The 14,001-nt window shown below is 64.7% G+C and carries 12 protein-coding genes; 5 read left to right on the top strand and 7 right to left on the bottom strand.

Going from position 1 to position 14,001, the window contains the following annotated elements; translation table 11 throughout:
* Positions 1-8: 8 nt before the first annotated feature.
* A complete protein-coding gene (locus Azoinq_RS09075; RefSeq protein WP_216129824.1) occupies positions 9-1,781 on the bottom strand; it encodes a tetratricopeptide repeat protein in 1,773 nt (590 codons plus the stop codon).
* A 125-nt stretch (positions 1,782-1,906) separates the two neighbouring features.
* On the opposite strand from Azoinq_RS09075, the gene mutM reads away from it, so the two are divergent.
* Entirely contained in the window at positions 1,907-2,737 is an 831-nt protein-coding gene (gene mutM, locus Azoinq_RS09070; RefSeq protein ID WP_216129826.1) for a bifunctional DNA-formamidopyrimidine glycosylase/DNA-(apurinic or apyrimidinic site) lyase, read from the top strand.
* A 120-nt stretch (positions 2,738-2,857) separates the two neighbouring features.
* The gene (locus Azoinq_RS09065) at positions 2,858-4,816 is read left to right on the top strand and encodes a dynamin family protein (protein ID WP_216129828.1); all 1,959 of its coding nucleotides are present in this window, start codon (positions 2,858-2,860) and stop codon (positions 4,814-4,816) included.
* 138 nt (positions 4,817-4,954) lie between these two features.
* Here Azoinq_RS09065 and Azoinq_RS09060 read toward each other — a convergent pair whose 3' ends face one another.
* The 5 genes from Azoinq_RS09060 to Azoinq_RS09040 all read right to left on the bottom strand — a co-directional run bounded on the left by Azoinq_RS09060 (position 4,955) and on the right by Azoinq_RS09040 (position 9,029).
* A complete protein-coding gene (locus Azoinq_RS09060; RefSeq protein ID WP_216129830.1) occupies positions 4,955-5,212 on the bottom strand; it encodes a YfhL family 4Fe-4S dicluster ferredoxin in 258 nt (85 codons plus the stop codon).
* A gap of 31 nt (positions 5,213-5,243) precedes the next feature.
* Positions 5,244-5,726 carry a pantetheine-phosphate adenylyltransferase gene (gene coaD / locus Azoinq_RS09055; protein WP_408627063.1) on the bottom strand — a complete coding sequence of 161 codons (483 nt, stop codon included), beginning with the start codon at positions 5,724-5,726 and terminating at the stop codon, positions 5,244-5,246.
* Positions 5,716-6,255 carry a 16S rRNA (guanine(966)-N(2))-methyltransferase RsmD gene (rsmD, locus tag Azoinq_RS09050; protein ID WP_408627115.1) on the bottom strand — a complete coding sequence of 180 codons (540 nt, stop codon included), beginning with the start codon at positions 6,253-6,255 and terminating at the stop codon, positions 5,716-5,718. The genes coaD and rsmD overlap by 11 nt, the downstream gene beginning before the upstream one ends.
* 71 nt (positions 6,256-6,326) lie before the next feature.
* On the bottom strand, positions 6,327-7,637 hold the full coding sequence (locus tag Azoinq_RS09045; RefSeq protein ID WP_216129834.1) for a M16 family metallopeptidase: 1,311 nt from the start codon (positions 7,635-7,637) through the stop codon (positions 6,327-6,329).
* A gap of 30 nt (positions 7,638-7,667) precedes the next feature.
* Complete coding sequence (locus Azoinq_RS09040) at positions 7,668-9,029, bottom strand: M16 family metallopeptidase (RefSeq protein ID WP_232368609.1); 1,362 nt, start codon at positions 9,027-9,029, stop codon at positions 7,668-7,670.
* 166 nt (positions 9,030-9,195) lie between these two features.
* On the opposite strand from Azoinq_RS09040, the gene ftsY reads away from it, so the two are divergent.
* The 3 genes from ftsY (at position 9,196) to ftsX (ending at position 11,849) form a co-directional block, all read left to right on the top strand.
* Positions 9,196-10,185, top strand: coding sequence for a signal recognition particle-docking protein FtsY (gene ftsY / locus Azoinq_RS09035; protein ID WP_216129838.1), 990 nt, complete (start codon positions 9,196-9,198; stop codon positions 10,183-10,185).
* Between the two features lie 90 nt (positions 10,186-10,275).
* Complete coding sequence (locus Azoinq_RS09030) at positions 10,276-10,944, top strand: cell division ATP-binding protein FtsE (protein WP_216129840.1); 669 nt, start codon at positions 10,276-10,278, stop codon at positions 10,942-10,944.
* Positions 10,944-11,849 (top strand): permease-like cell division protein FtsX, encoded by a 906-nt coding sequence (gene ftsX, locus Azoinq_RS09025; RefSeq protein WP_216129841.1) that lies wholly within the window; start codon positions 10,944-10,946, stop codon positions 11,847-11,849. Before Azoinq_RS09030 ends, ftsX begins: the two co-directional genes overlap by 1 nt.
* Before the next feature lie 82 nt (positions 11,850-11,931).
* On the opposite strand, the gene Azoinq_RS09020 is transcribed toward ftsX, so the two are convergent.
* Positions 11,932-13,974: a putative bifunctional diguanylate cyclase/phosphodiesterase gene (locus tag Azoinq_RS09020; protein ID WP_216129843.1), complete on the bottom strand. Its 2,043-nt coding sequence runs from the start codon at positions 13,972-13,974 to the stop codon at positions 11,932-11,934.
* Positions 13,975-14,001 lie beyond the last annotated feature (27 nt).

The following is a 14,001-nucleotide window of genomic DNA, read 5'->3' as shown; positions in this document are numbered from 1 at the left end:
TCCCCATATCAGGGCGCGGCAAATTTACGCACGGCGGCGCTTAAGACCTCGTTGCCCGGATCTTTGCGCTGGGCATCCTGCAAGGTTTGGCGCGCTTCATCCTGACGTCCCATGGACCAAAGCACTTCCCCCAGGTGGGCGGCAATTTCCGGATCGGGACGCACCCCGTAGGCCTTGCGCAATTGGTCCAGGGCCCCGGCCAGATCCCCCTGACGGAACATGACCCAGCCCATGCTATCCATGATGAAGGGGTCGTCCGGCGCCAGGCTCAGGGCCTTGGCGATGAGGCGCCGTGCTTCCTCCAGTTGCAGCTGATGGTCAGCCAGGGTGTAGCCCAGGGCATTGAGGGCATGGGCGTTGTCCGGCTGGAGCTTCACCAAATGGCGCAGATAGGTTTCGGTGACGGACAGCTTGCCCAGTTTCTCCGCCAGCAGGGCCGCGTCGTAGAGCAGATCGGTCTGATCCGGCTGGATTTTGAGACGGGCTTCCAGCACCCGGAAGGCTTCTTCCGGCTGCTGGTTTTCCCGCAGCAGCTGGGCTTCCGCCAGCACCAGCTGATCCCGCTCCGTTTCGCTGCGCACGGCGGCGCCTTGCAACAGGGTCCGGGCATCCCCCAGATGGCCGGTCTTGGCCAGCAGCTGGGCGCGGCGGCCCAGGGCAGGGAAATACTGGTCCCCCGCCGTAATGGCGGCGTATTGGGACAGGGCTTCCTCGTTGCGGCCGTCGCTTTCCGCCAGCTGGCCCAAGTAGAAGTGGACCAGATCCGGGCGATTGAAATCCAGGGCCAGGAGGCGGCGCAGCTGGATTTCCGCCATGGCGTTGTCCCCCTGTTGCAGGGCCAGGATGGCCACCGGATAAATCACGTCCGGATTGTCCGGGTTGTCCTGCAACAGGCGGCGGAACTGGGTGCTGGCCTGCTCGAACTGCTTATTCAGCACATAGGCCCGGGCCAGGGTCAGGCGCACGTCCTGGGCTTGGGGATGGGCCACCAGATAGGTTTCCAGGAGATTGATGGCCTGGGGCACCGAGTCCCCGGACAACACCTGGGCTTCCAGCAGTACCGGGGCATCCCAGGTCGGCTTCAGTTCCCGGGCCCGGCGCACCTCCGCCAGGGCCTGAGCCCGATCTCCCGCCGTCAGGGATGCCTGGGCCAGGGCATAGTGGGCTTCCGCCATGGTCAGATAGGGGGAGGTGACCCGCTGCACCAGGCGCAGCACGGCAGCCTTGTCCGGATAACGGGCAAAGAGGGTGTTGAGCTGGGCCAGGTTATCCGCCAGATGGGGAGGGTCCGCCTCCAGCAGCTTGCCCAGTTCCGGGGCCAGATCATCCACCCGGTTCATCACCACCATGAGGCCCGCCAGGGTTTGCCGAGCCTTGGTGGAATCGGGAGCCACCTCCACCCAGACCCGGGCGGCCTCGTAGGCCACGTCAAAACGCCGGGCGTAGCTGGCCACTTCCACGGTACGGGCGAGAATCTGGGGATCCCGGGTACGGTAGGAAAGATTGGCGTAGGCGCTCACCGCCAGGTCGTTACGCCCCCGTTGCAGGGCGATTTCCGCCAGCAGCACCTGATAGACCACCTGACCGGGGGCCAGGGGGCCGGGATCAGCTAGGTGGAGGGCGGACCGGGAGGGCTTGGGCGCGGCTTTAGGCGCCTTGACGCTGTGTTCGGGTTTGCCCGCCGCCGCAGGATGGGGTTTGGCGGAAGCGGCCTCTTCGGCCCAGCCGGCCAGCGGTAACGCCAGCGCGGCAAACCAGGCCGCAAGGTAGATGTTTCGCATAGGGTGGAGGGCCTCCAAAGGAAAGACGGGCTACCGGGTTGGAGGCTTTCGCTTAAGATAAGTGCCCCGCATGTTAGGCAGTTTTCCCCCAACCCACAAGCCAGGATCCCCTCCTTTTCCCCACCATGCCAGAACTTCCGGAAGTTGAAGTCAGCCGCCAGGGATTGCTTCCCTATTTGCCCGGCCACCCCTTACAGGCCGCCCTGTTCCGCGTCCCCAAGCTACGCCAGCCCCTCTCCCCCATCTGGGCCGAGGAAATGGCGGGCCACACCCTGCAGGGCATCGCCCGGCGAGGCAAGTACCTGCTCTTCGATTTTGACAGCCAGACCGGGGGCGGCTGGCTCATCCTCCATCTGGGCATGTCCGGCAGCCTGCGCCTGGTGGCGCCGGGCACTCCCCCGGGCAAGCACGACCACGTGGATCTGGTATTTCCCCACAAGGTGCTGCGCCTCAAGGACCCGCGACGCTTCGGTTCCCTGGTCTGGGTGCGGGGGCCCCAGGTGCTGGATCATCCCCTCCTGGCCCCCCTGGGCATCGAGCCCCTGGCCGGGGAATTCGATGGAGACTGGCTATTCCAAGCCACCCGGGGGCGCCAGCAGCCCATCAAGCAGTTGCTCATGGACGCCCACCGGCTGGTGGGGGTGGGCAATATTTATGCGGCGGAAAGCCTGTTCCGGGCCCGCATTTCCCCCCTCGCCCCGGCTGGCCGCCTCAGCCGGGAACGGTGCGCCCGGCTGGCCGCCGCGGTGCGGGAAGTGCTGGCTGAATCCATCGCAGCGGGGGGCTCCAGTGTGCGGGACTATGTGCATAGCGATGGGGGCGCCGGTAGCTTCCAGCTCCATTGCGCCGTCTATGGCCGGGCCGGGGAACCCTGTCCGGTCTGCGGCAAGCCGGTCAAGGTGGTACGCCAGGGCGGGCGGAGCAGCTTTTACTGCCCCCGCTGCCAGCGGCCTTGAGGCGCCCCGCCCCAGAAACCGGGCAAGGCGCATGAACTTGCCCGGCTAGGTCACTGATTCGATTTGAATATATGTGATAAAGTGAAAGCTACCGGTTTTCTTGAAATCCCAGGTGCCTCCATGACCGCCTCCCTCGCCCAGAATTTTGCCGCTTACAGCCAATGGCGCGCCGACCTGTCCGCCGCCATTGAAGGCTTCCGCAACTGGCTTGCGGAAAATGAACTGGGGGACGCCCAGACCGATCTGCGCCTCACCCAGCTCACCGAAAAGCTCCAGGAAGATCGGCTCAATGTGGCCTTTGTGGCGGAATTCTCCCGGGGCAAGTCGGAGCTGATTAACGCCATTTTCTTTGCCGATTACGGCAACCGGATGCTGCCCTCCTCCGCCGGCCGCACCACCATGTGCCCGACGGAACTGCTGTTCGACCCCAGTCGCCCTCCCTGCATCGACCTGCTGCCCATCCAGACCCGGGGCAACAACGCCAGCATCAGCGAATACAAGCGCTTTCCCCAGGATTGGGAACGGGTGGATTTGCATGTGGATTCCCCGGAAGCCATGCAGGAAACCCTGCACCACGTCAGCGAAGTGATCCGGGTGCCTCGGGAAGAGGCAGAAAAGCTGGGCTTCGCCGTGGGAGAGCCGGGCCAGGCCGCCTATCAGGTGGGCCCGGACGGCCAGGTGGAAATCCCCCGCTGGCGCCACGCCGTCATCAATTTTCCCCATCCCCTCCTGCAACAGGGGCTGGTGATTCTGGACACTCCGGGGCTCAACGCCATCGGCGCCGAACCGGAATTGACCCTGTCCCTGCTGCCCAACGCCCATGCGGTGCTCTTCATCCTGGCGGCGGACACGGGGGTCACCCAATCCGACCTGGAAATCTGGAACGAGCACATCGGCAACCGGGGCGGTCGGAAAGCGGGCCGCATGGTGGTCATGAACAAGATCGACGGTCTGTGGGACGAGCTCAAGAGTACGGAGGAAATTGACGGGGAAATCGCCCGTCAGGCCCAGTCCTGTGCGGACATCCTGGGCCTGCCCGCCACCCAGGTCTATCCGGTCTCGGCGCAAAAGGGTCTGGTAGCCAAGATCAACGGGGACCCAGCCCTACTGGAAAGAAGCCGGCTGCCGGCCCTGGAATACGCCCTTTCCGCGGAACTCATTCCGGCCAAGCAGGACATTGTCCGGGACAACACGGAACAGGAACTCCAGGATCTCCAGACCCGCATCCAGAGCCTGCTGGACTCCCGCCTCAACGGCCTGAAGGAACAGCTCACCGAACTCATGGAGCTGAAGGGCAAGAACAAGGGGGTGGTGGAATACATGATGGCCAAGATCAAGGCCGAGAAGGAAGAGTTCGAGGGGGCCCTGCAACGCTATTACGCCGTGCGCAGCGTCTTTTCCTCCCTCACCAACAACCTTTTCGGCCACCTGGGCCTGGATGCCCTGCGCAGCCTCACCCAAAACACCCGGGAAGCCATGAACGAGGCCACCTTCTCCCGGGGCCTGTCCGAGGCCATGACCCAGTTCTTCCTCATCGCCCGCAACAATCTGATCAATTCCGGCAAGGAAATCGGCGAAATTCTCGACATGATGGACGCCATCTACAAGAAATTCGCCGTGGAGCACGGACTCAAGCTGGGCAATCCCACCCCCTTCAACCTGCTCCGCTACGAAAAAGAGCTGGAGCGCCTGGAGCAATGGTGTGACGACCATCTGAACACCATGTTCCAGCTCCTCACCCACGAAAAGCACAAGCTCATCCAGAAGTTTTTCGAGGAAGTGGCGGTCCAGGTGCGCAAGGCCTTTGAACACGCCAACCGGGATGTGGAAATCTGGCTCAAGGCGGTCATGGCCCCCATGGAAACCCAGATCCGGGAACACCAGATGCAACTGAAACGGCGCCTGGAAAGCATCAAGCGCATTCACCAGGCCACGGACACCCTGGAAGACCGGATCGGGGAGCTGAATCACGTGGAAGCCACCCTCCAGGACCAGCTCCTGGCCCTCCACACCCTGGGCCGGGAACTGCACCGCCTGCTCCATCCGGAGGAAGCCCCCGCAGTCCAGGCGGCAGCCTGACAGAACAGCAACTGGTCCGGCTAGCCCGGGGTCAAAGATCCCGCGTCAGAGGAAAAACAGGCAAAGAAAAAGCCCCGCAAGCGGGGCTTTTTTCATTCCGGCGGGCGCTTCCCAAGGGAACGGCCCGGGAGGCCGAACTCAGGCCTTTTTGTTACCGGTCAGCTTTTCGTACTTGGCCCACAGCTGATCCTTGTCTTCCGCCTTTTCCGGGTTCTTGGTGATGCAATCCACGGGGCAGACTTCCTGGCATTGGGGGGTGTCGTAGTGACCCACGCACTCGGTACATTTGTTCGGGTCGATTTGATAGATCTCATCGCCCTGGGAAATGGCCTCGTTGGGGCACTCGGGTTCGCACACGTCACAGTTGATGCACTCGTCGGTAATCATCAGAGCCATAGCAGCACTTCCTTCTTCCTGGGTTGAATTTTTAGAATTTTGCCTTCAGCCGGGCTTCTACCGAAGGCTGAACAAACTTGCTGATGTCCCCGCCCAGCCGGGCGATTTCCCGGACCATGGTAGCGGAAACAAACATGTACTGCTCCCCGGGGGTAAGAAACACGGTTTCCACCTCCGGGTAAAGATTCCGGTTCATCCCGGCCATCTGGAATTCGTACTCGAAATCGGACACCGCCCGCAGGCCCCGGAGGATCACCTTGGCGCCCTGCTGGTGCAGGAAATCCATGAGCAGGTTGGAAAAACCCACCACTTCCACGTTTTCCAGGGGGCCCAGCACCTCCCGGGCCATGGTCACCCGCTCCTCCATGGTGAAGAAGGGGCCCTTGCCCTGGCTATTGGCCACCGCCACGATGACCCGGTCAAAGAGCCGGGCGGCCCGGCGCACCAAGTCCTCATGCCCCTTGGTTAAGGGGTCGAAGGTGCCCGGATATATGGCCAAACGGTTATTCAGCATCGGCCTCGCTCCGCCGCAAGAGGTGGTAAAACACTTGCCCCGCCTGTCCGCGGCGCACCGTTACCCAATCACCGAGCCGTTCTAGGGGCGTTTCCGCCTCCGCGTAGATGGCCGCCTCCGGCGCCAGTATCCTGGGCAGGGCCGGAGCCAGACGTTCGATCCAGCCCTGGTGATAGGGGGGATCGAGAAACACCACGTCGAAACGGCGGTCGGTCAGGGCGACGAATTTTAGCGCATCTTCCTGGACGATCTCCACATTTTCCGCCCCTAGGAGCCGGACGTTATCCGCCAAAGCGGCCCGTACCCGGGGAGCCCGTTCCACCAGCACCACCTGCTGGGCGCCCCGGGAGGCGGCTTCCAGGCCCAGGGCACCGCTCCCGGCAAAGAGATCCAGGCAGGTCAGCCCCTCCATATCCTGGCCCAGCCAGTTAAACAGGGTTTCCCGTACCCGGTCCGGGGTGGGCCGCAGGGCCTCGCTGTCGGGGAAATGGAGAATACGACGCCGCCAGGCCCCGCCGATAATGCGCAGGGTATTGTTGCCCTTGGGGGATGGCCGGGGGCCGGGCTTGCCGCCGCCCCCCCCCTTCTGTGCCACGGACCTCAATCTGCCGCCACCTTGACGGTAATCAGATGATCCAGGGTCACGTGGCGGGCGAAGGCGGCCCGGATGTCGGCGGCGCTGACCCGGTTCACCTGGGCCACGTAGGTATCCAGGTAATCCAGGGGCAGGCCGTAGAAACCGATCACCGCCACGTTTTCCAGAATTTTCCGATTGTTGTCCAGGCGCAGGGGGAAGCTGCCCGCCAGATTAGCCTTGGCCGCCTGCAATTCCGTCGCCGTGGGGCCCTGGGCCAGGAAGTCCTTGAGCACCTTATCCACCACCTTCAGGGCCTGACCCGCCTGATCCCGCTTGGTCTGGAGGCCGATCTGGAAGGGGCCGGCGGCCCGCATGGGCATGAAATAGCTGTAAACGCTGTAGGCCAGCCCCCGCTCATCCCGCACCTCATGCATGAGCCGGGACATGAAGCCACCGCCCCCCAGGGTGTAATTGCCCACCAGCAGGGGGAAGTAGTCCGGGTCCCCCTTGGGAATGGCGGGCAGGCCCAGGTAGAGATGGGCCTGGGCGGCCGGATGGGGCACAGCCACCTGGGCGGCGGCCGGGGCCGTCACGGCGGGCAGGGGCGCCAGGGGCGTACCCGCGGGCAGATGGCCGGTGAGGCGTTGGGCGATGGCTTCCGCCTGGGCCCGGGTCAGGTCCCCCACCAGGGTCACGGTGGCCCGGGAGGCACTGTAATGGTCGCGCCAGAAGGCCTGCACATCCTCCCGACTCACCTTCTCCAGGCTTTCCGGGGTGACCTGAATGCCATAGGGGTGATGGGGATAAAGGGTCTGCCAGAAGGCCCGGCTGGCCAGCACGTCCGGCTTGGTCAGGGCTTCCTTCAGCCCCAGGATGGCCCGGGCCTTTTCCCGTTGGAACTCTGCCGTACCGAAATGGGGTTGTTGCAGCACGGCCTGGAGCACGTCCAGCGCCCCTTCCTGCTTGTCCGCGGCGGACAGGGTGCGCAGGGTAAGGCTGGCCCGATCCTGATCCACGCTGCCCCCCAGCTGGGCCCCCAGGTCCGCCAGCCGGTCAGCGATGGCATCTTCGCTATAGGTCCCGGCCCCCAGATCCAACAGGCCGTGGGTAAGCCCGGCCACCCCGGCCTTCTCAGCCGGGGCATAGGCCCCCCCGGCGGCAAAATCCACCTGCACGTCCAGGATGGGCAGCACGTGGGTTTCCACAAAGTACACCTGGGCCCCGGAGGGGGCCTGCCAATGGTCGATGCGCACCCCGGCCTGGGCCAGGGCGGCGGTGCCGGCCAGCACCAGGGCGGCGGCGGAACGCAGGAGAGAGCAATTCAATTTACGCATAGTCGCTTCCAGAAAAGACGGGAACGGACATTAATGGAGAGGGCCCAGGTCCGCCGGTTGGGGACGTTTGCCAGACAGGGGCAGGGGGTCCAGACGGCCTACGCTCAGATGGTCGTCATCGAAATAGCGCTGGGCCACCCGTTGCACATCAGCAGCGGTGACGGCCTGGAGCTTGGCGATCATGGGTTCCACATCCCGATAGGAGAGTCCCAGCACGGACAGCTGGCCGATTTCCAGGGCCTGGGCGAACATGGAATCCCGCTTGTAAATTTGTCCGGCCACCAGCTGGGCCTTGGCCCGGGCCAGTTCATCCGCCCCCACCCCTTCCTTCTGGATGCGGGCGATTTCCCCCTTCAGGCCAGCTTCCACCTCCGCCAGGGTATGGCCCTCGGCAGGAGTGCCCAGGAGATAGAAAAGGGAGGGACCCCGGGAGGTGTCCTCATAGGCGGACCCCACCTCGGTGGCCAGTTGGTTTTCCCGCACCAGATGGCGGTTCAGTCTGGCCCCTTCGTAACCGTCCAGCACCGCCGCCAGCATATCCAGGGCGTAGGGATCTTCATCCTTGGCCACGTTGCGGATTACCGGCGCCTTCCAGGCCAGCAGCACCTGGGGCAGCTCAGCGGGAGCCTTAACCGTCACCTGCCGTTCCCCCTTCTGATCCGGCTCTTCCACCACCTTGCGGGGCGGCAGGGCCCGGGCCTTGAGGGGACCGTAGTACTGGCGGGCCTGGCGGAACACCTGCTGGTGATCCACATCCCCCACCACCACCAGGGTGGCGTTGTTGGGTTCATACCAGCGGTCGTACCAGTCCCGCAGGTCGGCGGCGGTCATGCGCTCCAGATCGGGCATCCAGCCGATTACCGGACGCCGATAGGGGTGGGCCTGGAAGGCCACCGCATTGAGGCTTTCAAACAGCAGGGCCTGGGGCTGGTCGTCGGTGCGCATACGCCGCTCTTCCATGACCACCTTGATTTCCTTGGCGAATTCCTTGGGGTCCAGATTCAGGTGACGCATCCGGTCCGCCTCCAGACTCATCATTTCCCCCAGCTTGGCCTTGGGCACCTGCTGGAAGTAGGCGGTGTAGTCGTAGTTGGTGAAGGCGTTGTCCCGGCCCCCGGCCGCCGCCACCCGGCGGTTGAATTCTCCCGGTCCCACCTTGGGGGTGCCCTTGAACATCATGTGTTCCAGGGCATGGGCCACCCCGGAGGTGCCATCCACCTCGTCGATGCTGCCCACCTTGTACCAGACCATGTGCACCACCGTGGGCGCCCGATGATCCTCCTTCACCACCACCTTGAGGCCGTTGGGCAGGGTGGTTTCAAAGGGATTGGCGAAAGCCGTGGCAACGGCCATCAAGCCCCAGGCCAAGGCCAGGGGACGGAAACATTGCATGGGTCGCATAGGCGGAATCCGGCAAAAGAAGGTCGGTTACGATAAAATCGCCATTCTACTCGCGGCGCCCCAGGCGCCGTCCATCCCCGCCCGCCCCGAGGCTCCGCTTCCGCGCAAGTCCCCCTGGCGGCGGTTCATGGCTCATCTTCTTTGTCCCGGAACGCCCATGTTTGGTTTCCTGAAAAAATCTGCCACCGACACTTCCACCGCCACGCCGGAGGCCGGAGCGGACGCCGCCCCCGCCGCCCTTTCCTGGCGGGAGCGCCTTTTCAAGGGGCTGGCCCGCACCCGGGCCCAGCTGGGGGGCAAGCTCAAAGCCGTCTTCGCCCGGGGCAAGGTGGATGAGGAATTGTTGGAAGAACTGGAAACTCTCCTGCTCACCAGCGATGTGGGCATGGAAGCCACGGAGCACCTGCTCAACGCTCTCAAAGCCCGGGCCAAGCAGGACAAGCTGGATACGCCGGAAGCCATCCAGCAGGCCCTGGGGGACTGTCTGGCCGAACTGCTAGCGCCCCTGGAACAGCCCCTGGACATTTCCGGCCACCGCCCTTTCGTAATCATGATCGCCGGGGTCAACGGGGCGGGCAAAACCACCTCCATCGGCAAGCTGGCCAAGTATTTCCAGAGCCAGGGCAAGAGCGTACTCCTGGCCGCCGGGGACACCTTCCGGGCCGCCGCCCGGGAACAGCTCCAGACCTGGGGCGAACGGAACAATGTGACGGTGATCGCCCAGGAAAGCGGCGATCCGGCCGCCGTAGTATTCGACGCCATCGCCGCCGCCAAGGCCCGGGGCATCGACGTGGTGCTGGCGGACACCGCCGGGCGCCTGCCCACCCAGCTGCACCTCATGGAAGAAATCGCCAAGGTGCGCCGGGTCATTCAGAAAGCGGACCCCACCGGCCCCCACGAGGTGATCCTGGTGCTGGACGCCAATATCGGCCAGAACGCCCTGGCCCAGGTGAAAGCCTTCGATAAGTCCCTCAACGTCACCGGCCTGGTGCTGACCAAGCTGGACGGCACCGCCAAGGGCGGGGTCATCGCCGCCATTGCCCGCCAGTGCCCCAAGCCCATCCGCTTTATCGGCGTGGGGGAAGGCATCGACGATCTGCGCCCCTTCGCGGTACGGGACTTTGTGGATGCCCTGCTGGGCGATTGAGGCCCCCGTGCCCCTTCCTGCGCTCCGCCCCGCCCCCCGGCCCGTTGGCCCCTGGGCCCACCCCGGTCCGCATTTTTGAGAAGTCCCCCCATGATTTCCTTTTCATCCGTCACCAAACGCTACCCCACGGGCTACGAAGCCCTAAAGGGGGTGAGTTTCGACATTCAGGCCGGGGAGATGGTGTACCTGGTCGGCCCCTCCGGCGCCGGTAAAAGCACCCTGTGCAAAATCGCCGCCGCCCTGGAAAAACCCACTTCCGGCAGCGTGGTGGTCAATGGCCAGAATCTGGCCGCCCTGCGCCCCAGCGCCATTCCCTATGTGCGGCGCAATTTCGGCCTGGTCTTCCAGGATCAGAAACTGCTTTTTGACCGCAGCGTTCTGGACAATGTGCTCCTGCCCTTGGCCATTGTGGGCACGCCCCCCAAGGAGGCCCTGAAACGGGCCCGGGCGGCCCTGGATAAGGTGGGCCTGCTGCCCCGGGAAAAGGCCAATCCCATCGCCCTTTCCGGCGGGGAACAGCAGCGTCTGGCCATTGCCCGGGCGGTGGTAAACCGGCCCGCCGTGCTCCTGGCCGACGAGCCCATCGCCAATCTGGACACGGATTCCGCGGCCGAAGTCATCGCCCTCTTCAAGGCCTTCCACCAGGTGGGGGTGACGGTCATTCTCGCCACCCACGATACCCAGTGGTCCGACCAGCTCCATCCCCGCCTGCTATGGCTGGACAAGGGCAAGCTGGTCCCGGCGGAAGGAGAAAACTGATGCATACCTGGCTCGTTCAACACGCCCACGCCCAGGCCGCCGCCCTGCGCCGTCTGGCCACTGCCCCCCTGAACACCCTGCTCTCCCTGCTGGTGATCGGCATCGCCCTGGTCCTGCCCGCCGCCGGGTGGATCGCCCTGGACAATCTGAGCCAAGCCGCTGCCCGGGCTTCCGGGGTACAGCAGATCAGCATCTTTCTCGCCTCCAGCGCCACCCGGGAGGATGAACTGGCCGTCCAGAGCCGTCTGGAACAGGCCCGGGCGGGCCACCTGAGCTTTGTCTCCAAGGAACAGGCCATGGCCCAGTTGCAGGACAACGAGGGCATGGCCGACCTGCTCGCCAGCCTGCCCCGCAACCCCCTGCCCGACGCCTTTGTGCTGGAGCCCCGGGATACCACCCCGAGCCGCATGGAAGCCCTGGCCCAGCAGGTGTCCTCCTGGCCGGGGGTGGAGCATGTGCAGCTGGATTCGGCCTGGGCCCATCGTTTTGACAGCTTCCTCCGCCTGGGACGGCTGACCATGGCCATGCTGGCCGGACTGCTGGCCGTGGCCCTGGCCGCCATTACCTTCAACACCATTCGCCTGCAAATCCTGGCCCAGGGCGCGGAAATTGAGGTAGCCCAGCTGATCGGCGCCACCTCCGGCTACATCCGCCGTCCCTTCTATTATTTCGGCGCCATTCAGGGCGCCCTGGGGGGCCTGCTGGCCCTGGGGCTGGTGGCCCTGGGGGTGCATACCCTGAGTCCCTCGGTGGCCGAACTGGCCGGACTCTACGGCGCCAATTTCCGCCTCCAGGGCTTAGACCCGGTGGGCAGCGTCCTGCTGGTGCTAGCCGGGGCCTTCCTGGGCTGGCTCGGCGCCCAGCTTTCCGTGGGCCTCTACCTGCGGCGCATGGGCCGGGATTAAAGGCCGTCCGCCCCGCTGCATCGTCCCCATAAAAAAAGCCCGCCGGGTTTCCCCGGCGGGCTTTTTTCCACGCGTCCTCTTTTTAACCGCGGCCCTGGGGCACCATGGCTGCCAGGCTGGAATACTGGCCATTCCCGCCCAGATTGTATTGGGCCACCAATTCCCGCAGGGCCTGGCCGGCAATGGGCCGACTCAGCAAAAAGCCCTGCATTTCCTCGCAGCCCTGACGGGCGAGAAACTCTCGCTGGGCCTCCGTCTCCACCCCTTCCGCAATGGTCTGTAGCCCCAGGTTGCGGGCCAGGGAAAGAATGGCCCGGATAATGGCCATGTCGTCCGCATCCCCGGGCACCCCCCGGACGAAGGAACGATCGATCTTGATCCGGTCCAGGGGAAAGGATTTGAGATAGGCCAGGGAGGAATAGCCGGTGCCGAAGTCGTCGATGGCCACCCGGATTCCCAGGTCGGAAAAATGCTGGAGCACGGCCACCGCCCGGCCCGGGTCGTGCATCAGGGAGCCCTCCGTAATTTCCAATTCCAGGGAGCGGGGGGAAACACCGGTCTCGGCCAGAATGGCCTCCACCCGGGTGGACAGATTGTGCTGGCGAAACTGGCGAGGCGACAGATTCACCGCCAGGCGCAGGGGCGGATTGCCCCCGTCGCACCAGGCCCGATACTGGCGGCAGGCGGTGCGCAACACCCATTCTCCCAGTTCCAGAATCAGGCCGCTCCGTTCCGCCGCCGGAATAAACCGGTCCGGGGTCACTTCCCCCCATTCCGGATGACGCCAGCGGGCCAGGGCCTCCACCCCCACAATGGTGCCGGTCTTGAGGCAGGCCTGGGGCTGGTAGTGGAGGTACATCTCCCCTTCCGCCAGGGCCCGGCGCAGGTGGGATTCCAGCAGCACCTGATCCCGCACCCGGCGGTTCATCTCGGCGCTGAAAAAGCGGGCCGTGTCCCGCCCATCCTCCTTGGCCCGGCGCACCGCAATATCCGCCGCCGCAAAGAGGGATTCGGCCCCTTGGCCGTCCTCGGGAAACACCGCCATGCCCAGGCTCAGGGAAGGTTTGATCTCCGCCCCATCCTCCTGCAAGGCTCCATGAGCCACCTGGAGCAGACGGTCGGCCAGGAATTTCAATTCTTCCGTATCCCGCAGCTGGGGCAGGATCACGGTAAATTCATCGCCACCGCTACGGGCCACCAGATTATCCGGCCCCACCGTGTCACCGATGCGCTGGGCCAGGGCCTTCAGCACCTTGTCCCCGACCCGGTGGCCGAAGGTATCGTTAATGTCCTTGAAGTGATCCAGATCCATGCAGATCACTCCCATGCGGCGCTTTTGCTGGCGGGCCATGCCCACCGTGGCTTCCAGCAGGCCGTTGAGGTAGCGCCGGTTGGCCAGGCCGGTCAGTACGTCGTGGTGCTGCCAGCGGCGCAGCTCTTCCTTCCAGCGGGACTTATCCCGGCGCAGGGTGAGCAGGGTGCTCCAGCCGCCCCCCTGGTCAAAATGGGCCATCAGCACCTGGCGCACGGGCACCTTTTCCCCATCCGGACGCAGCAGAATGGCGTCCCCCTGCCAGGCGCGGAAATTCTGCCCCTGGTGCAGGGGATCCAGGCCTTGCAGCCAGTCAGGAAAGAGCCGGTCGAGAAAGAGCTCCCGGGGCTGCTGTTCTGGCATCCCCAGGAGCCGGTAACCGGCGGTGTTAATGTGCTGAATGCGCCGATCCGGCCCGGCCACCAGCATGGCTTCCCCAGCAAATTCCGCCAGCTGGCCGATGCGCTCCCGCTGCCCCCCCTCCACCTTCTCCGGGGCCAGCAACCACAGGGCACCTTGACCATGGGCGCCAGCAAAAGGCGTGCGTTGGACCTGGGCCGTTTCCCGGCCCCCGTCCCCCCGCAACACCGTCACCCGACTGCCTTCCAGAGCCTCCATCAGGACTTCCAGGCACTGGCCGCGCAATTCCTGTAGGGGTCGGCCAAACAGGCTTTCCGCCGCGCCGTTGCAGGTAACGATACATTCCCGCTCGTCGCACACCAGGCCGGGCGTCCCCACCTGGGCCAGGAGCAAATGGCTCAGGGAGTCCGCCACACCCCGGGTAAAACCATGGCGCAAAAACGGTAACGACATGACCCATCTCCTTGCCAAAGGCCCTCC

Origin of the sequence: Azospira inquinata (assembly GCF_018905915.1) — a bacterium.
In the GTDB taxonomy this organism is placed as follows: domain Bacteria; phylum Pseudomonadota; class Gammaproteobacteria; order Burkholderiales; family Rhodocyclaceae; genus Azospira; species Azospira inquinata.
The sequence above is the reverse complement of the archived record's forward strand: the minus strand, read 5'-3'. Positions and strand labels throughout refer to the sequence as shown.

Coding starts and splice junctions, on each gene's coding strand:
- Azoinq_RS09040 (WP_232368609.1), bottom strand. CDS start 9,029: ATGCAATGTTTCCGTCCCCTGGCCTTGGCCTGGGGCTTGATGGCCGTT.
- Azoinq_RS09045 (WP_216129834.1), bottom strand. CDS start 7,637: ATGCGTAAATTGAATTGCTCTCTCCTGCGTTCCGCCGCCGCCCTGGTG.
- Azoinq_RS09065 (WP_216129828.1), top strand. CDS start 2,858: ATGACCGCCTCCCTCGCCCAGAATTTTGCCGCTTACAGCCAATGGCGC.
- ftsX (WP_216129841.1), top strand. CDS start 10,944: ATGCATACCTGGCTCGTTCAACACGCCCACGCCCAGGCCGCCGCCCTG.
- coaD (WP_408627063.1), bottom strand. CDS start 5,726: ATGCTGAATAACCGTTTGGCCATATATCCGGGCACCTTCGACCCCTTA.
- Azoinq_RS09020 (WP_216129843.1), bottom strand. CDS start 13,974: ATGTCGTTACCGTTTTTGCGCCATGGTTTTACCCGGGGTGTGGCGGAC.
- Azoinq_RS09060 (WP_216129830.1), bottom strand. CDS start 5,212: ATGGCTCTGATGATTACCGACGAGTGCATCAACTGTGACGTGTGCGAA.
- Azoinq_RS09075 (WP_216129824.1), bottom strand. CDS start 1,781: ATGCGAAACATCTACCTTGCGGCCTGGTTTGCCGCGCTGGCGTTACCG.
- Azoinq_RS09030 (WP_216129840.1), top strand. CDS start 10,276: ATGATTTCCTTTTCATCCGTCACCAAACGCTACCCCACGGGCTACGAA.
- ftsY (WP_216129838.1), top strand. CDS start 9,196: ATGTTTGGTTTCCTGAAAAAATCTGCCACCGACACTTCCACCGCCACG.
- mutM (WP_216129826.1), top strand. CDS start 1,907: ATGCCAGAACTTCCGGAAGTTGAAGTCAGCCGCCAGGGATTGCTTCCC.